This window comes from Leeuwenhoekiella parthenopeia (assembly GCF_020782115.1).
In the GTDB taxonomy this organism is placed as follows: Bacteria; Bacteroidota; Bacteroidia; order Flavobacteriales; family Flavobacteriaceae; genus Leeuwenhoekiella; species Leeuwenhoekiella parthenopeia.
Map to the genome: position 1 here is coordinate 45,586 of NZ_JAJGMW010000013.1, position 16,262 is coordinate 61,847.

At 41.1% G+C, this 16,262-nt stretch carries 20 protein-coding genes; 10 read left to right on the forward strand and 10 right to left on the reverse strand.

Going from position 1 to position 16,262, the window contains the following annotated elements; translation table 11 throughout:
- Window positions 1-76: 76 nt before the first annotated feature.
- From msrB (LLW17_RS10940) to lpdA, 5 genes are all read left to right on the forward strand, one after another.
- On the forward strand, window positions 77-550 hold the full coding sequence (gene msrB / locus LLW17_RS10940; RefSeq protein WP_228230303.1) for a peptide-methionine (R)-S-oxide reductase MsrB: 474 nt from the start codon (window positions 77-79) through the stop codon (window positions 548-550).
- Between the two features lie 216 nt (window positions 551-766).
- Window positions 767-1,165, forward strand: a complete 399-nt coding sequence (gene msrB / locus LLW17_RS10945) for a peptide-methionine (R)-S-oxide reductase MsrB (RefSeq protein WP_228230304.1) — start codon at window positions 767-769, stop codon at window positions 1,163-1,165.
- A gap of 59 nt (window positions 1,166-1,224) precedes the next feature.
- A complete protein-coding gene (locus LLW17_RS10950; protein WP_228230305.1) occupies window positions 1,225-1,737 on the forward strand; it encodes a hypothetical protein in 513 nt (170 codons plus the stop codon).
- Window positions 1,738-1,867: 130 nt separating this feature from the next.
- Window positions 1,868-2,383 (forward strand): uracil-DNA glycosylase family protein, encoded by a 516-nt coding sequence (locus tag LLW17_RS10955; protein ID WP_434084779.1) that lies wholly within the window; start codon window positions 1,868-1,870, stop codon window positions 2,381-2,383.
- Between the two features lie 87 nt (window positions 2,384-2,470).
- Entirely contained in the window at window positions 2,471-3,847 is a 1,377-nt protein-coding gene (gene lpdA / locus LLW17_RS10960; RefSeq protein ID WP_228230306.1) for a dihydrolipoyl dehydrogenase, read from the forward strand.
- A gap of 162 nt (window positions 3,848-4,009) precedes the next feature.
- On the opposite strand, the gene LLW17_RS10965 is transcribed toward lpdA, so the two are convergent.
- The 6 genes from LLW17_RS10965 to LLW17_RS10990 all read right to left on the reverse strand — a co-directional run bounded on the left by LLW17_RS10965 (window position 4,010) and on the right by LLW17_RS10990 (window position 8,111).
- Window positions 4,010-4,738 (reverse strand): Dph6-related ATP pyrophosphatase, encoded by a 729-nt coding sequence (locus LLW17_RS10965; RefSeq protein ID WP_228230307.1) that lies wholly within the window; start codon window positions 4,736-4,738, stop codon window positions 4,010-4,012.
- A 9-nt stretch (window positions 4,739-4,747) separates the two neighbouring features.
- Window positions 4,748-5,173 carry a type II 3-dehydroquinate dehydratase gene (gene aroQ / locus LLW17_RS10970; RefSeq protein WP_228230308.1) on the reverse strand — a complete coding sequence of 142 codons (426 nt, stop codon included), beginning with the start codon at window positions 5,171-5,173 and terminating at the stop codon, window positions 4,748-4,750.
- A gap of 43 nt (window positions 5,174-5,216) precedes the next feature.
- Window positions 5,217-5,792 (reverse strand): porin family protein, encoded by a 576-nt coding sequence (locus LLW17_RS10975; RefSeq protein ID WP_228230309.1) that lies wholly within the window; start codon window positions 5,790-5,792, stop codon window positions 5,217-5,219.
- 59 nt (window positions 5,793-5,851) lie between these two features.
- On the reverse strand, window positions 5,852-6,379 hold the full coding sequence (locus LLW17_RS10980; protein ID WP_228230310.1) for an outer membrane beta-barrel protein: 528 nt from the start codon (window positions 6,377-6,379) through the stop codon (window positions 5,852-5,854).
- Window positions 6,380-6,581: 202 nt separating this feature from the next.
- Window positions 6,582-7,184: a porin family protein gene (locus LLW17_RS10985; protein WP_228230311.1), complete on the reverse strand. Its 603-nt coding sequence runs from the start codon at window positions 7,182-7,184 to the stop codon at window positions 6,582-6,584.
- Window positions 7,185-7,511: 327 nt separating this feature from the next.
- Window positions 7,512-8,111, reverse strand: a complete 600-nt coding sequence (locus LLW17_RS10990; protein ID WP_228230312.1) for a porin family protein — start codon at window positions 8,109-8,111, stop codon at window positions 7,512-7,514.
- 108 nt (window positions 8,112-8,219) lie between these two features.
- Between LLW17_RS10990 and xerD the strand changes: the two genes are divergently transcribed.
- On the forward strand, window positions 8,220-9,116 hold the full coding sequence (gene xerD, locus LLW17_RS10995; protein ID WP_228230313.1) for a site-specific tyrosine recombinase XerD: 897 nt from the start codon (window positions 8,220-8,222) through the stop codon (window positions 9,114-9,116).
- Window positions 9,117-9,205: 89 nt separating this feature from the next.
- On the opposite strand, the gene LLW17_RS11000 is transcribed toward xerD, so the two are convergent.
- The 4 genes from LLW17_RS11000 to LLW17_RS11015 all read right to left on the reverse strand — a co-directional run bounded on the left by LLW17_RS11000 (window position 9,206) and on the right by LLW17_RS11015 (window position 12,446).
- Window positions 9,206-9,649 (reverse strand): Hsp20/alpha crystallin family protein, encoded by a 444-nt coding sequence (locus LLW17_RS11000; RefSeq protein ID WP_228230314.1) that lies wholly within the window; start codon window positions 9,647-9,649, stop codon window positions 9,206-9,208.
- 190 nt (window positions 9,650-9,839) lie between these two features.
- A complete protein-coding gene (locus LLW17_RS11005; RefSeq protein ID WP_228230315.1) occupies window positions 9,840-10,193 on the reverse strand; it encodes a hypothetical protein in 354 nt (117 codons plus the stop codon).
- Between the two features lie 310 nt (window positions 10,194-10,503).
- Complete coding sequence (gene sucC, locus LLW17_RS11010) at window positions 10,504-11,694, reverse strand: ADP-forming succinate--CoA ligase subunit beta (protein WP_228230316.1); 1,191 nt, start codon at window positions 11,692-11,694, stop codon at window positions 10,504-10,506.
- A gap of 92 nt (window positions 11,695-11,786) precedes the next feature.
- Complete coding sequence (locus tag LLW17_RS11015) at window positions 11,787-12,446, reverse strand: LON peptidase substrate-binding domain-containing protein (RefSeq protein ID WP_228230317.1); 660 nt, start codon at window positions 12,444-12,446, stop codon at window positions 11,787-11,789.
- Between the two features lie 148 nt (window positions 12,447-12,594).
- Between LLW17_RS11015 and lysA the strand changes: the two genes are divergently transcribed.
- The 4 genes from lysA to LLW17_RS11035 all read left to right on the forward strand — a co-directional run bounded on the left by lysA (window position 12,595) and on the right by LLW17_RS11035 (window position 16,260).
- Window positions 12,595-13,812, forward strand: a complete 1,218-nt coding sequence (gene lysA, locus LLW17_RS11020) for a diaminopimelate decarboxylase (protein WP_228230318.1) — start codon at window positions 12,595-12,597, stop codon at window positions 13,810-13,812.
- Between the two features lie 202 nt (window positions 13,813-14,014).
- The gene (locus LLW17_RS11025) at window positions 14,015-14,665 is read left to right on the forward strand and encodes a DUF4159 domain-containing protein (RefSeq protein ID WP_434084780.1); all 651 of its coding nucleotides are present in this window, start codon (window positions 14,015-14,017) and stop codon (window positions 14,663-14,665) included.
- A complete protein-coding gene (locus LLW17_RS11030) occupies window positions 14,655-15,170 on the forward strand; it encodes a TrmH family RNA methyltransferase (RefSeq protein ID WP_228230319.1) in 516 nt (171 codons plus the stop codon). Before LLW17_RS11025 ends, LLW17_RS11030 begins: the two co-directional genes overlap by 11 nt.
- The gene (locus LLW17_RS11035) at window positions 15,163-16,260 is read left to right on the forward strand and encodes an AI-2E family transporter (RefSeq protein ID WP_228230320.1); all 1,098 of its coding nucleotides are present in this window, start codon (window positions 15,163-15,165) and stop codon (window positions 16,258-16,260) included. Before LLW17_RS11030 ends, LLW17_RS11035 begins: the two co-directional genes overlap by 8 nt.
- Window positions 16,261-16,262: the final 2 nt, after the last annotated feature.

Sequence of the window (16,262 nt, forward strand, 5' to 3'; positions counted from 1 at the left end):
GTTAGTCTTTTGTTAAAACCCCGACCAAGCGTAGCAGAGCTACAGACTTTGGCTAATTTTAAACAAAAAGAATACTATGAAAAAAATACTGATTTTAGGCTTGCTGGTGAGTTTTGCTGCCTGTAAAGGCACGGCTCAGCAGGAAAAGCAGGAGAATTTTCCGGTGACCAAGACCGAAGCAGAATGGAGAGCTGAGCTTTCTTCTGAAGAATTTTATGTGCTAAGAGAGGAAGGTACCGAACGTGCCTTTACCAGCGATTTGCTCAACAACAAGCAAAAAGGTACTTACGTATGTGCGGCCTGCCAAACCCCGGTTTTTAAAAGCGAAACCAAGTTTGACAGTGGTACCGGCTGGCCTTCATTTTACGATTATATTGAAGGTAATGTCGCATTCTCTTCAGATAACAAACTGGGCTATACCCGCACCGAAGAGCATTGCGCTACCTGTGGCGGACATCTGGGACACGTTTTTGATGACGGACCAAAACCAACCGGCAAGCGCCATTGCATCAATGGTGTGGCATTAGATTTTGTTCCTGAAGCCCCCTAACCCCCAAAGGGGAAACAGATCTTACCTTAAAACAAAAATTTATATTACTAAAGGCCTCCCTTTGAAGGGAGGTTGAGGGATGTAAATTGGAGGCATCTAAAAGAGTACTAAAGCTTGTAGAAGAATGACATTTCAACCGAAACCTTTTATAAGTGCGTCGAAGTGCGGATTAAGCGATTTCCGTCTTCACGGAAATGAAAAAAGAGAATTATAATCATGAAAGAATATCCTGTAAAGAAAACGGAAGCCCAATGGAAAGAACAATTGGGCCCCGAGCGTTATCAAATTCTACGCGGTAAAGGCACCGAAAGACCACATACCGGTAAGTACAATCTGCATTTTGAAAAAGATGGCACCTACCACTGTGGGGCCTGTGATGCCAGGCTCTTTGAGGCTGACAGCAAATTTGAGAGCGGTTGCGGCTGGCCCAGTTTTGACGAGTCGATCCCCGGAGCTGTCGAGTACGTGCGCGATACCACCTTTGGAATGATACGTACCGAAATTTTATGCGCAAACTGCGGCAGTCACTTAGGTCACGTTTTTGATGATGGCCCTACCGAAACCGGACAACGCTATTGCGTGAACTCGGCTTCAATAGACTTCGAAAAGGAGTAAATCCCTTTTTGGAACGACTCTTGATACTACCTCATTAAATAACCTATTAAAATACATATATGAAAAAATTACTTTCACTACTCGCCCTATTTGCAGTCATATTAACCTCTTGTACCGGGGATCCGGGACCTCCGGGACGCGATGGACTTGACGGTCTTGATGCTCCACTACCTGCCGTTTATGAAGAGACAGCAAATTTTAATTATAATGCTGACGGGAATGTATGGACCTCTCAAGAATTTGGTTACAACGGAGTTCTTGATGGAGATATCATAATTGTTTATTTAAATCTTGGTGGTAGTATTTGGACAAATTTACCTGTAAGCTATTTCGATGATCAAGGTGAATTTCAATATGTTTATGATTTTGATTATGCTAGTGGAACCGCACTGCTATCAATTATAGGTGATAGCGATTTAAGTACTATTGATGATTCTTACACAGCAGGAGTTCCAATTAGAATTGCGATTATTCCTTCAGACTTAATAGCGCAGTTTGACAAAACACCTAGCTTTAGTGAGTTAATGACTACACTTGATATTGAAGAAAGTGAAATTCAACTAAGAAAATAATTGAGAAATAATAATTATACAAATAGCCCGCAATCTCGCGGGCTATTTTTTGGTCTTAAGCCAAATAAAAGCTGATACTATTAAAAAGTTACTTCAAGAAATAAGACAATGTAAGTTCTGCGAACCGCAGTTGCCTTTAGGCCCTAACCCTATTATTTCGGCTTCGCCAAAGAGCAAAATCGTTTTGGCAAGTCAGTCACCGGGTCGTATTGCCCACGAGCAGTCTGTCGCCTGGGATGATCCCAGCGGGCGCCGTTTGTGCGAATGGCTTGATGTAGATGAAAAAACCTTTTACAATCCCGATAATTTTGCGATTCTGCCTTTAGGCTTTTGCTATCCCGGTAAAGGCAAAACCGGTGATCTCCCGCCCAGACCCGAGTGTGCTCCGCTTTGGCATAAACAGGTAACCGACAGATTTGAATGCGACCCGCTTTACATCTTAATCGGTAATCATTCCCAGCAATTCTACCTTCAGGATAAGCTCACGTTAACGCGGCGTATTCAGAATTTTGAAGCCTATTTGCCCAAGTATTTTGTACTCCCCCATCCTTCTCCGGTTAATCATTTCTGGCTGAATAAAAACAAGTGGTTTGAAAGCGCTGTTTTGCCGGTTCTTAAAGCCGAAATCCAAAAACGCCTTTTGTAAGCCTGTTTCTTAAAATCCCGAAGCTTTAGCGGTTCGTTTTTTAGGCATTTTATCCGTAAATTCGTGCCTTCAAATTTCACGGAAACTATGAGTAAATACGATATTATTGTCTTAGGAAGTGGACCCGGTGGTTATGTTACAGCTATCAGAGCTTCACAATTAGGTTTTAAAACCGCTATTGTAGAAAAAGAAAGCCTTGGAGGGGTTTGCTTAAACTGGGGTTGTATCCCTACCAAAGCCCTGCTTAAAAGTGCTCAGGTATTTGAATACCTTAAGCATGCTGAAGACTACGGTCTTAAAGTAGAAGGTGCCGATAAGGATTTTGACGCGGTTGTAAAGCGTAGTCGTAACGTGGCAGAAGGGATGAGCAAAGGCGTTCAGTTCCTGATGAAGAAAAATAAAATCGATGTTATTGAAGGTTTTGGCAAGCTAAAACCCGGTAAAAAAATTGATGTTGACGGTACCGAATACAGTGCAGATCACATCATCATCGCTACCGGAGCTCGCTCTCGCGAGTTGCCCAGTTTACCGCAGGATGGTAAGAAAATCATCGGCTATCGTAAGGCGATGACGCTTGACAAGCAACCAAAAAGCATGATCGTAGTAGGATCTGGAGCTATTGGTTGTGAGTTTGGTAGTTTTTACAATTCTATGGGTACCGAAGTGACCATCGTAGAGTACATGCCAAACATCGTTCCTGTAGAAGATGAGGAAGTGTCTAAGCAATTTGAACGCAGTCTGAAAAAGGCGGGCATTAAAATTATGACCGAAGCTTCTGTAGAGTCTGTTGATACTTCAGGAGAGGGTGTGGTTGCTACCGTAAAAACTAAAAAAGGAGAAGAAAAACTGGAAGCAGATATCGTGCTTTCGGCAGTAGGTATTAAAACCAATATTGAAGGCATTGGCCTTGAAGACGTGGGTATTATTACCGATAAGGATAAAGTGATTGTAAACGACTGGTACCAGACCAATATGCCGGGTTATTACGCTATTGGCGACATCACTCCAGGACCTGCGCTGGCACACGTAGCTTCAGCAGAAGGTATTATTTGTGTGGAAAAAATCGCTGGTATGCACGTAGAGAAATTAGACTACGGCAACATCCCGGGATGTACGTATGCATCGCCTGAAATCGCTTCGGTAGGTATGACCGAAAAACAAGCGAAAGAAGCGGGTTACGAACTCAAAATCGGGAAATTCCCATTCTCCGCTTCCGGTAAGGCAAGTGCTGCCGGAAACAAAGATGGTTTTGTAAAAGTAATTTTTGACGCTAAATACGGTGAGTGGTTGGGTTGCCATATGATTGGCGCCGGTGTAACCGATATGATTGCCGAAGCTGTTTTAGGCCGTAAGCTTGAGACTACCGGTCACGAAGTACTTAAAGCTGTTCACCCGCACCCTACTATGAGTGAGGCCGTTATGGAAGCTGTAGCTGCCGCTTACGATGAAGTGATTCACTTATAGAGTTCGGAGTTCGGAGTTCGGAGTTCAAATAGAATTAAAATCCCCTGAATGCTTTATGCTTCAGGGGATTTTTTATTGTTTACGATTGCACACCACGTTTTACTTCTCACCTCTAACTTACTTCAAATTAAGCCCATTCCATTAACCAATAACAGTTAACAATTAACTGCCTTGCACCAGGTCACAAAACCAAAAGCCGGTGTCCCAGGGCTTTTCGTCATCGCTAAAGCAATTATCATCCTCATTTTCGGCAGGGGCATAGCTGCGGAGCACTTTTTCGCCTACGCGAAAGTCGACCGGATTTTTAAAAATTGGTCCTTCAAAAACAAAGGTGTGAAACTCTCCGTTTTCACCACAGGGGTCTACACCTTCCGGCAAATCGGCTAAAAACTGCTTATCTATTAACCGGCCTGCAAAAGATTCGTCAAGCAGTTTGGCATTTACACAAACCGTAATCGCTTTTAATCCCAGATCGATGAACTCGTTTATAAGCGCTTTCGTATCCTGTTTCCAAAGCGGAAAAACAGCCTGAAGCCCAACTGATTTCAATTGGTCTTCGCGGTATTTGCGTAAATCTTCCAGAAAAATATCCCCAAAAATAGCGTGCGTGTTTCCCGCGTCCTTCAATCTTCGGGCCGCGTCACCCAGAATTCTGGAATATTCAGACATCATAACATTTCCGTTTAAAGAAATTTTTTCCAGCGGAAAACCCAATGCTTCAGCCTGTAAATCAAGTAATTCCTCACGCAAACCGTGCATCGAAACCCGGTTTACATCGGCATTCACTGTAGTGATCAATTGGGTGATTTCGTATTCTGATTGCTGAAGCATTTGATAAAGGGCCAAAGCCGAATCTTTACCACTACTCCAGTTGAAATAAGCTTGTTTCAAAAGATGGATTTACAGGAACGATTTGATCGCCAGTTCATAACTCTGCAAACCAAAACCTACAATGATGCCTTTGGCGTGCTTCGAAACGTAGGACTGATGCCTAAAGGCTTCCCGGGCAAAGGTGTTGGAGATGTGCACTTCAACAACAGGCACGTTTACCGCTGCAATGGCATCACCTATGCCCACCGAAGTATGTGTATAAGCAGCCGCATTGAGGACAATACCGTCAAAAACGCCGTCAGCTTCCTGAATTTTGGTAATCAAATCGCCTTCAGAATTGGATTGAAAATAGGATAGCTCCGTCTCTTTAAATTGAAACTGAAGCGTTGAAAAATAATCTCCAAACGACTGACTGCCATAGATACCGGGTTCGCGTTTGCCCAGCAGGTTGAGATTGGGACCGTTTAGGATAAGTATTTTGAGTTCCTGAGCCATGGGTTGTTATTTGAGGTTTTAAAGATAGTTGTTTATCAAAAATCTAAAAACGATAACCCAACCCAATGTTTAAGTAATTGGTTCGAATTTCCGGAGCAGCTTTAGGTTTGTAAAATTTATTTAACTGGAATGTATAGCGCGCTTCGAGAAAAAAGTTATCAGAAATATCGTAGCCTATGCCCCCTCCTGCTCCTACATTTAGCTTATTTACATCTCCTTCAGAATATCCCAAATCTTCTAAAATGTAGGTGAACTGAGGCCCCACCTGAATAAAAAAATCTGAAGGTCCTACATAATACTGAATAAAAACCGGAACCTGCAAAAAATTTGATTCATTGTTTCTGGCGTAATTTAGGCCTCCGCTTAAAGCAAAATTTTCTGACCAGCGGTACTGCCCTCCTATTCCTAAATAGAATCCACTTTCTGAATTGGTATCTTCTACGTAAGTATTTCGAATGACGGGATCAAAGTCACTAAAAGGGTTTGCTTCCGCAAAATCCATTTTAAACGTTGATGTTGCTAACAAATATCCTGCATTCACGTCCCATTTGAATTCCTGTGCAAAACCCGATAAACCGGAAAAAGTTAGACCTAAAAAAAGAAAAAAATGTTTCATCATAAAATGAATTAATTAAAAAAGGCCTCCGAAGAAGCCTTTAAATAAAAGGTCACAGTGAATTAGAACTTATAACCTACACCTATCTGTAATGAATTGATTCGCGCAGTAATACCATCTGCTCCTTCCAGATCACTATTAACTCGGTTAGTTAATTCGAATGCATATCTGGCATTAATAAAAAAGCTTTCATTGATATCATATCCTAACCCAAAGGCTGCATCGATACCCAAGTTATTGATCCCTTCTGCCTCTTCATCGATATTTAAAGTTGCCTGAGGTCCACCCATTAAATGAAAACCGGATTCTGAAATATAATATTTTAGAAAAATAGGAATATAGAGAAGACCACTATCATTAATGTTTCCATAGAGTACTTCTGGCTGTACGTGAAGAGATTCAGTTACCCCTATATCAACCAAGGCTCCAAGATAAAATCCAGAATCTGAACTGGAAAATGAAGCAGCTCCATCTGCAGAAGCTTTGGCTTCAGCGTTTAAAAAACCTGCAGTTAATCCAAATTTAGTTTCCTGAGCAAACAATGAAGAAGTTGACAAAGCAACAAGCAATAAAAAAGTAATTTTTTTCATAATGAAATTTTAATAGTTTAAAACAAACATAATGCGTTTAACTATTAAGTTAGTTCATTTTACAGCGTGTTTTTAGTAATTAACTGAATATCAGAATTCAATCGAATCAATTTATTTTGATTCTAATTAGAACTAAATCGGTTTAAATAAAAAAGCCCCGCAATCGCGAGGCTTTAAAGTGGTTGATTAGTTATTTTAACTACTAGAATACATAACCTACACCGGCCTGTACCGCGTAGTTGTAAGCATTTACATTATCATAAATACGGGTAAACCCACGGGTATATCGTCCCTGAATAAAGAAGCCGCTATCAAACTGATATTCCAAACCGGCAGCAGTACCTAATTCAAAAGTGTTTGCGCCATCAACGATATTTACATCCCCTCCGTTGCTTACCGGCTGGTAGTCAACTTCTTCATTAACCAAAAAGTTGATAGAAGGTCCTGCCTGCAGGCTTAAGCCATCAACAAGGTAAATTTTGGCTAAAAGAGGCACCTGGATGTAATCCAATTGATATTCAATATTCTCGTCAATATCTAAGAAATTATCCTCATCAATCGCAGCGATGGTTGATCCCTGAGCAGAATAAATCACCTCGGGTTGAAAGGAGAATTTTTCGCTTATTGGAAGTTCTGCCACAAGACCACCATTAAAGCTCAAACGGGTATCCTGATCTCTTGAATCACTCCCGGTGATGTTTGAGACATTAAGCCCTGCTTTTACTCCAAATCTATATGCGCTCTGTGCAAAAGTTGCTGTGGTTCCTAAAGCGATTAAACCCGCCATTAAAACTAATTTTTTCATGTTTGTTTGTTTTTAAAATTTTGAACAAAACTAGCAATGACAAGGGCTGAGACGTGCTAACGAAGCCCTAATGTTTAGCTAACAAAATCACAATTGGCAGGGGTTCACAACACTTTTTAAGAAGTGTTTGACCTACTGAATGTTAGCCGATAAATTAAAATTTAAACATTTTTTGACCGTTTGGAGCGGTATGGAAACCAACAAATTAGAACAGAGTCCGGTTTGACCGGAACACACCCTAAATGTGAAATTATGTTAAAACAAATCGGGCTAGGTCATAAAAAAAGCCCCGCAGAGCGAGGCTTCTATTCTTGAAACTACAACTTCTTAGTTAAAAATAAATCCTAAAGAAGCAGCAAATACACCATTTTTGGTAGAATTATCTCCGGTTTCACCATCATAAATATCGGTGAAGCCCTGGGTATAACGGGCATTTAAATATAATCCGCCGTTAAATTTGTAACCTACACCTACAGCACCTGCAAAGTCGATGTCGTTAAAATTATCTTCATTAAAATTTACAGTAGCATTAGGACCGTCAATTTTACTTTCTACTAAAAATCCTACTTGTGGACCTGCCTCTAAATAAAGACCCTGTACCAGGTAGATTTTAGCTAAAACCGGTACGTTGATGTAATCCAACTGAAACTCGGTATCTTCAGCATCTTCACGCTGAATTAAATCAAAACCCTGTCCGGAATAGAAAACCTCCGGTTGGATTGCAAATTTTTCAGAAACCGGAATTTCCAACACTGCACCCAGGTTAAATGAAGTACGTGCACTGTCGTCATCAAATTCTCCAAAACCATCTCCTGTTAAGTTTGAAAAGTTTACCCCTCCTTTAATACCAAAGGCAAGATCACTTTGAGCCATCATTGCTGAAGAACCACTAATCACAAGTATTGCTGCTAAAAATAATTTTTTCATTGTTTTAAGTTTTAAATTTGAAACAAAGCTACACGCACCGATCCCTTCTTTTTCCCAATGTCTAATTAAATATTATTTAAAATATTCTAAAATTATCCGACAGAATTAATGAATTGGCAAAAATCCTTAACAGATTACACTATATATTTAAGATTAGAACGCGGCCTTTCTGAAAACTCAGTGTTAAGTTATCGTCTGGATATTGAAAAACTCATTAAATGGATTGAAGAATATACGATCACTCAAACCCCGGTTTCCATTGACCGCGATACGCTTCAGGATTTTATTTACCATGCAGCCAAAGAACTTTCTGCGCGCTCTCAGGCCCGCCTGATATCGGGTCTTAAAGGATTCTTCGAGTATTTGATTTTTGAAGATTATCGCAAAGACAATCCTATAGATTTAATTGAGTCCCCTAAAATTGGAAGAAAATTACCCGACACGCTGTCTGAAGATGAGATTGACCAGATTATCAGCAGTATAGATTTAAGCACCCCTCAGGGCGAACGCAACCGGGCCATCCTCGAAACGCTCTACGCCTGTGGCCTTCGGGTTTCAGAATTAGTAAGCCTGAAACTTTCTGATCTGTATTTTAAGGAAGGTTATATTCTGGTCACCGGTAAAGGAAACAAGCAGCGTTTTGTACCTATTGCTGCGAGCACCCAAAAGTTTATCAATATCTATAAAGACGAAATCAGGGTTCACCAAAAACCACAGGCCGGTTATAGCGATATGCTGTTTTTAAACCGCAGGGGCAAATCACTTACACGCGCAATGATATTCTCCATTGTACGCAATCAAACCCAGGAAGCCGGAATTCGAAAAAAAATAAGTCCGCACACCTTTAGACATTCCTTTGCCACCCATCTCCTTGAAAACGGAGCCGATTTGCGGGCCATACAACAAATGCTGGGACACGAGAGCATCACCACTACCGAAATCTATATGCACGTAGACCGCAGCCATCTTGCCGAAATGGTAAACCGCTTTCACCCCAGAAGGTAAATAGGCTCATCACGGCATCTAAAACAAAAATCCCGATTCATTTCTGAACCGGGATTCTCTCACAAACTAACCAAAAAAACTAAACCAAATTATGAGATTTCAATCATACGTTTAGCCTGTACTTTTGCCTCTTCTTTTTTAGGAAGCAAAATATTCAAGACACCATTCTCATAATTTGCACTTATCTTGGTGCTATCTACTGTATCGGGCAGGCTAAATGCTCTCTTAAACGTGCTGTAATTAAACTCCTTTCTAGTAAATCTTCCGGATTTCTCTGTAGTTTCAGACTCCGATTTGGCTTCAGCCGATATGGTAAGCACATCGTTATCCAATTCGATATTGAAATCAGCTTTGGTTTTACCGGGAGCAGCAACAGCTACTTCAAAACTTTCTTCGTTTTCTAAAATGTTTACAGCAGGAATACTTACACCAATACTGTTCACATTTGTGGTTCCACCCAACCAGTCAGTTTTAAACATATCATCAAAAATGGAGGGTAACCAATTCTCGTTTGTTCTTTTTACTAAGCTCATATTTTTAAATTTTAAGTTTATTATATTTTCGATAGGTATTAGGCAATTCTAATACCAACCCCTATTTAACGACTTTATGTCATAAAAATAAGATTTATGTATGCCATTTTGTCAAATACTTAAAGCTAAAAAAACCCGGAAGCTCGCAAGCCCCGGGTCTTTCTACTAACTAAAATTTAAATCTACAGCATTACTGGTTTCCCTGAAGGGTCACAGGAACGTGATAGGTTTGTCCCACTATTGGCGTGGTTTCAAACTTTTGATAGTTCAATCTGCCCTGAATAAATTTTTTGATACCGGTATCATCTGAATCTACAGAGATCACAACCATCTCATTGTCTTCATTTACCGTAAAGGACACCAGCACAGTAGTCGTTTTTTCAATTTGAAAATCGTGTTTCTCCAGGTGACTGGCCAGTTCTTTTTTCATCGCGATTTTAACCGCTGCGCTGGTCGTTTTTGAAGTTGGTTCAGTTGTGTTTGCGTTTAACGCTGTACCGCAGATGATTGCTACCGCAAGTACCATTGTTTTAAAAGTTTTCATAATGTTTGATTTTGAATGATGTACTAAAAAGACGCTGAAGCATGCCCACAGTTACACCTGATAAATCACTTTAACAAATCATTAACACTTTTAAGTCTTCAAAATCAAACACTTAGCTCACTTACTAAATGCATTTAGGAAATTACAGTATGCTCAAAATCAAAATCTTAACACGAAAACGTTTTCTCTTTGAGACCTGATTCAGAAAAAAACATTCTTAACACTTGATAACATCTAAATAAAAAAAACTCCCGATTTTCATCGGGAGTTTTTTGTGTCACAAACTGTGAACTATACATGCTATAAAATCTTAGGCCAGTACTTTTTGTACTTTATCTGCAGCTTCCTGAAACAGGATTGCACTCTGTACATCAAGACCGCTGTTATCTATTAATTCTTTTGCAATATCTGCATTGGTACCTTGTAATCGCACAATAATAGGAACATTGATAGAGCCCATATTTTTATACGCATCAACAATACCCTGAGCAACGCGGTCACAACGAACAATTCCTCCAAAAATATTCACCAAAATGGCTTTAACATTAGGATCTTTTAGAATCAGGTTGAAGGCAGTTTCTACACGCTCTGCATCTGCAGTACCTCCCACATCTAGGAAGTTTGCTGGCTCACCTCCGGCTTGTTTAATCAAGTCCATCGTTGCCATTGCAAGACCGGCCCCGTTTACCATACAGCCCACGTTACCGTCAAGATCTACATAATTAAGGCCTACTTCTTTTGCTTCAACCTCAACCGGATTCTCCTCACGCTTGTCGCGCATCGCTGCATAATCTTTATGACGGAACAGTGCATTATCATCTAAAGACACTTTTGCATCAACAGCCATAATTTTATCGTCGCTGGTTTTTAATACCGGATTGATTTCAAACAAAGAAGAGTCTGACTCTGAATAGGCTTTGTAAAGCGCGGCTACAAATTTCACCATTTCTTTAAATGCCGTTCCGCTCAAGCCCAGATTAAAAGCAATGCGTCGCGCCTGAAAACCGAGCAATCCTGTTGCAGGATCAATTTCTTCTGTAAAAATTAAATGCGGGGTTTTTTCGGCCACCTCTTCGATATCCATACCGCCTTCGGTAGAATACATAATCATATTTCTTCCTGTGGCACGGTTAAGCAATACAGACATATAGAACTCATTAGGCTCGCTGTCTCCGGGATAATAAACATCTTCGGCAACCAGTACCTGATGCACCTTCTTCCCTTCGGCAGAAGTTTGAGGAGTAACCAGATTCATCCCGATTATTTCACCGGCGATTTGCTCTACTTCCTGAAGATTTTTAGCAAGTTTAACTCCACCACCTTTTCCTCTACCTCCGGCGTGAACCTGAGCTTTGATGACATGCCATCCGGTACCGGTTTCTTCGGTAAGCTTTTTTGCAGCCTCTACGGCTTCAGCAGGTGTGGTAGCTACTATACCGCGCTGGATGCGCACTCCAAAACTGCTTAATATTTCTTTTCCTTGATATTCGTGTAGATTCATAATCAGGCGTTTCTTTATGTTTGAAAATTGCTGTGCAAAAATAGGTATTTAGCCTTAACCCTGCCAATAATTTGAATTTGATTTAAAAGCCCCTACTCCCAGGAGTCTCCCAATCTGTATTCGGTAAAGTCAAGCGGATCAAAATTTTTAAAATGACCGTTGAGTTCAATAAGTCTGCGTGTTCGGTTTACCTGCTCCACAATAGGTATGGTCGCAGTAAGATGATCGATAAGAAAACTATACCGGTCTGACTCCCGGGTCATCTTTAGCAAATGCAACTCCTGCTCCAAAGACAAACCCAGTTTATGTGCAAAACTGTAACTGGTAATAGCCTGGAGTTCTACTGCCGGCACTACAGCTCCCAAAACCTCATAAAAACGCTTTACAAGATTATAAAAAGCACCCGGCTGTCCCGGTAACGCATCGTTTATATTTTCAAGAAAGGTTACCGCAGCTCCTGCGTAAAGTTTTTCGGAATAATTGGGATAAAACTCGGTAATCTTAAAAACCCGGAGCCCTTTGCAAACGACATCGCTGGCTCCTGTGGGGTAACGCTTTTTTACAGCTTCCAGCTTAACCTCGGTGCCGTATTTTAAAGTACGGTTAAAATAGGCAGGGATACCAAAGCTGATCTGCTCAGACTCACAGTCTGCAATTAACTGCTGATATCTGTTTTCAAAAATGTGCAGGGGAAGGGATTCTCCGGGAAACACCACCAGTTCCAACGGAAACATTGCCAAAGTAAGGGTCATAGCTCTTCAGTTTTTAGGTGAATTTACTCAAATACAGGCTAAAATGTGCTTTTTTATCAATTTTAAGCCCTCGACGCTAAATTATAGCTGTCTTTAAGGTAAAACTGAGTAATGTATATTAGTTTTGTACGCTTAAAGTTTTAGGATTATGACCCATCAAAACCTTCTTGACATCGCCCGGGAATACGGAAGTCCGGTTTACGTATACGATGCTGCTAAAATTGAATCTCAATACAACAGACTTACTCAGGCCTTTAAAGAGGTTGATCAACTGAGGCTCAATTATGCCGTAAAAGCCCTTTCTAACCTGGCGGTATTACAGCTTGTAAATGGTTTTGGCGCCGGCCTCGACACCGTGAGTATTCAGGAAGTGCGATTGGGCCTTGCAGCAGGTGTAGATCCTGCCCAGATTATGTTTACTCCCAACGGGGTTTCGCTTAGCGAACTCGAAGCGGTGGCCGAAATGGGCGTACAAATCAATATTGACAACCTTTCAATTCTTGAACAATTTGGCACCCGCCATCCTAAAACGCCCGTTTGCGTGCGTATCAATCCACACGTTATGGCCGGTGGAAACACTAATATTTCGGTAGGACATATAGATAGCAAGTTTGGCATTAGCATACATCAAATTCCGCATTTACTGCGCATTGTACAAAATACAGGCATGCACATCAATGGCATTCACATGCACACCGGAAGCGATATTCTGGACATCGATGTGTTTTTACATGCAGCCGAAATTCTATTCGATACCGCAAAAAATTTCAAAGACCTAGATTTCCTCGATTTTGGAAGCGGTTTTAAAGTACCCTATAAAGCAGGTGACATTGAGACCAATATCGAAGAGCTGGGCAGCAAGCTTTCAGAACGTTTCAACGCATTTGAAAAAAGCTACGGCAGACCTCTAACCCTGGTTTTTGAGCCGGGTAAATTTTTGGTCAGCGAGGCCGGAAAGTTTTTAGTGAACGTCAATGTGATTAAGCAGACTACCTCTACGGTTTTTGCTCAGGTAGACAGCGGTTTTAACCATCTCATACGCCCTATGTTTTACGGCAGCCGTCACGAGATTACAAACATCAGCAATCCCGAAGGCCGCGAGCGCTTTTACTCGGTTGTGGGATACATCTGCGAGACCGATACCTTTGCAACAAATCGTCGTATCGCCGAGATAGCCGAAGGCGACATCCTGGCTTTTAGCAACGCCGGGGCCTATTGCTTTAGCATGAGCAGCAACTACAACTCGCGATACCGTCCTGCAGAAGTCCTGTTTATAGACGGAGAAGCGCAACTCATCAGGGAGCGGGAGACCTTTGACGATTTATTAAAACATCAAATACCCTTAAAAAAAGCGGTAAAAGCCTAAAAGAGCTGCGTTTAAAGCAAAGTTAAACACCTAATTAAAAGCCTTTAGTACTCTCTGAAGGCTTTTTTTGTGCCGGCCAAACATCATTGGAAAAAGAAACGATTATTTTAAATAATATTTTATAGAAATACTAATGTATTGTTTAAATCATAGGGTATTGCTTGAAAAATTAAGTATTTTCGTTCAAAATTTTGAGATACCTGTGAGCATACGTTACGCTTATATTTTGCTGCTTTTTTCTGTTCTGAGTACCCCGGTTTGTGCACAGGAAATTGCCGTATTGCATTACGAGGGAGGTGGCGACTGGTATGCAAACCCAACCTCCCTGCCCAATCTGGCGGCTTTTTGTAATACCAACCTCAATACCAATCTCAATACCAAAACAGCCACAGTTAAGGCTACAGATCCCGGCATTCAGCAATATCCTTTTGTTCACATGACCGGGCACGGAAATGTATTTTTTTCAGAGGAAGCCTTGCAAAACCTGAGGGACTATCTGCTTTCCGGAGGCTTTTTACATATTGATGACAATTACGGTATAGACGCCTATTTGCGTCCGCAATTGAAGCGGCTTTTTCCTCAGGAAGAATTGCAGGAACTCCCCGCAGACCATCCTTTGTTTAGCAGTGCTTATCCCTTTAAAGAGGGATTACCCAAAATACACGAACACGATGGGAAAAGACCACAGGCTTTTGGCATTTTTAAAGACGGAAGACTTGTTTTGCTGTACACGCTTGAATCTGATCTGGGAGACGGCTGGGAGAGTGCTGCAGTTCATAACGATCCTCCTGAAGTTCGCGAGAACGCATTAAAAATGGGTGCAAATATTATAAAATACGCTTTTGAAAACTGAGCAACTTACCCATTATAGCACACCAAGGCCCAACCAAAGCCTTCCGTTTGTGTTACTCTGTGACGATCTGCGCAGTCCCGCAAACCTGGGTAGCCTTTTCAGGCTTGCAGACGCGCTGGGTATAGGACATTTGTATTTTCTAAACAGCGTACCTGATTTGGAGAGTAACCGCCTTAAACGCACCTCCCGCTCGTGTGAAAAGCAGGTAGCCTTTTCGACAACCGATAAAGCCGAAGATTTAATACTTCAGCTTAAAAAAGAAAATTACACCATTATAGGACTCGAGCTTACCACAACCAGTATATCCTTAAATCAATTTGATGCACAGCCTCAAAAAATCGCACTGATTTTAGGTAATGAGCGCCATGGTATTTCGCCTGAGTTGATACAACTTACAGATCAACTGGTTCATATACCAATGCAGGGGCAAAATAGCAGCATGAATGTAAGCCACGCCGCAGCAATTGCAGCCTTCCACCTTATAAACCACCTTAACCATGGATGAAGATAAATCAAAAGTCATAGCCTACGGAATCCTGAGATCTCTAGGTATTCTGGGAGGTATTGTACTGGTACTTTGGTTTTTGTATCAGATACAGGCCGTAATTATGTTTATTTGTATTGCCGCTGTCATTTCACTTGTAGGCAGGCCAATCGTCAACTTTTTAAAATACAATCTAAAATTCAGTGCAACGGGAGCCTCGATAACCACGCTCCTGCTGGTAGTACTTCTTATTTCGGGGATTTTAGCATTGTTTATACCCATTTTAATCGACCAAAGCGATCACATAAGCCGCATCAACTTTGAGGAGGTTAAACACAACGTAAACCGGCTTAATATCGAATTCAGCCGTACTCTGGGTGTTGATCAGGTTACGCTTATTGAAGGCTTTAAACAATCTGACTTTATTAAAAATTTTGATATTTCGGTTATCCCGACTTTTATTAACGGGATTCTGGGGAATTTCAGCTCTATGGTTGTAGGTCTGCTATCTGTTATATTCATTTCCTTTTTCCTGCTAAAAGACAGCCATTTATTACTCGACAGTATTTTGGTTTTTGCCAATTATGGGGAAGAAACCCGGTTCAGACGGGTCTTTCATAAAACCAAACTATTGCTTTCCCGTTATTTCCTGGGAATTCTGCTTCAACTTTCCATCTTATTCTGCTTCTACTCGATATTGCTGGTGAGTTTTCAAATTCCCAATCCCTTTGCTATCGCGCTGTTTTGTGCGATGCTCAACGTGGTGCCTTACATCGGCCCGGTGGTAGGCAGTTTGGTAATGATGCTTTTGGTAATAAGCGGGTATTTTACGTCCGATTTTCAGGAGGTGATTTTGCCTAAAATGCTCTATGTTTTAATAGGCTATATCATCGCGCAGCTTATAGACAATTTTATCCTTCAGCCCCTTATTTTTGGAAGCAGTGTCAAATCGCACCCGCTCGAGATCTTTCTGGTTATTGTCATCGCAGGTCTCATTTTTGGGATATTTGGGATGGTCATTGCGGTGCCGGTTTACACGGCATTAAAAGTAATCGCCAGTGAATTTCTTTCTGAATACAAGATCGTACAGAAGCTCACCAAAAACCTATAAGA

What these genes read in the sequence shown, in the direction of transcription:
- msrB (WP_228230303.1), top strand. Translation starts at nt 77, where the DNA reads ATGAAAAAAATACTGATTTTAGGCTTGCTGGTGAGTTTTGCTGCCTGT.
- msrB (WP_228230304.1), top strand. Translation starts at nt 767, where the DNA reads ATGAAAGAATATCCTGTAAAGAAAACGGAAGCCCAATGGAAAGAACAA.
- LLW17_RS10950 (WP_228230305.1), top strand. Translation starts at nt 1,225, where the DNA reads ATGAAAAAATTACTTTCACTACTCGCCCTATTTGCAGTCATATTAACC.
- lpdA (WP_228230306.1), top strand. Translation starts at nt 2,471, where the DNA reads ATGAGTAAATACGATATTATTGTCTTAGGAAGTGGACCCGGTGGTTAT.
- aroQ (WP_228230308.1), bottom strand. Translation starts at nt 5,173, where the DNA reads ATGGCTCAGGAACTCAAAATACTTATCCTAAACGGTCCCAATCTCAAC.
- LLW17_RS10975 (WP_228230309.1), bottom strand. Translation starts at nt 5,792, where the DNA reads ATGATGAAACATTTTTTTCTTTTTTTAGGTCTAACTTTTTCCGGTTTA.
- LLW17_RS10980 (WP_228230310.1), bottom strand. Translation starts at nt 6,379, where the DNA reads ATGAAAAAAATTACTTTTTTATTGCTTGTTGCTTTGTCAACTTCTTCA.
- LLW17_RS10985 (WP_228230311.1), bottom strand. Translation starts at nt 7,184, where the DNA reads ATGAAAAAATTAGTTTTAATGGCGGGTTTAATCGCTTTAGGAACCACA.
- LLW17_RS10990 (WP_228230312.1), bottom strand. Translation starts at nt 8,111, where the DNA reads ATGAAAAAATTATTTTTAGCAGCAATACTTGTGATTAGTGGTTCTTCA.
- xerD (WP_228230313.1), top strand. Translation starts at nt 8,220, where the DNA reads ATGAATTGGCAAAAATCCTTAACAGATTACACTATATATTTAAGATTA.
- LLW17_RS11000 (WP_228230314.1), bottom strand. Translation starts at nt 9,649, where the DNA reads ATGAGCTTAGTAAAAAGAACAAACGAGAATTGGTTACCCTCCATTTTT.
- LLW17_RS11005 (WP_228230315.1), bottom strand. Translation starts at nt 10,193, where the DNA reads ATGAAAACTTTTAAAACAATGGTACTTGCGGTAGCAATCATCTGCGGT.
- sucC (WP_228230316.1), bottom strand. Translation starts at nt 11,694, where the DNA reads ATGAATCTACACGAATATCAAGGAAAAGAAATATTAAGCAGTTTTGGA.
- LLW17_RS11015 (WP_228230317.1), bottom strand. Translation starts at nt 12,446, where the DNA reads ATGACCCTTACTTTGGCAATGTTTCCGTTGGAACTGGTGGTGTTTCCC.
- lysA (WP_228230318.1), top strand. Translation starts at nt 12,595, where the DNA reads ATGACCCATCAAAACCTTCTTGACATCGCCCGGGAATACGGAAGTCCG.
- LLW17_RS11035 (WP_228230320.1), top strand. Translation starts at nt 15,163, where the DNA reads ATGGATGAAGATAAATCAAAAGTCATAGCCTACGGAATCCTGAGATCT.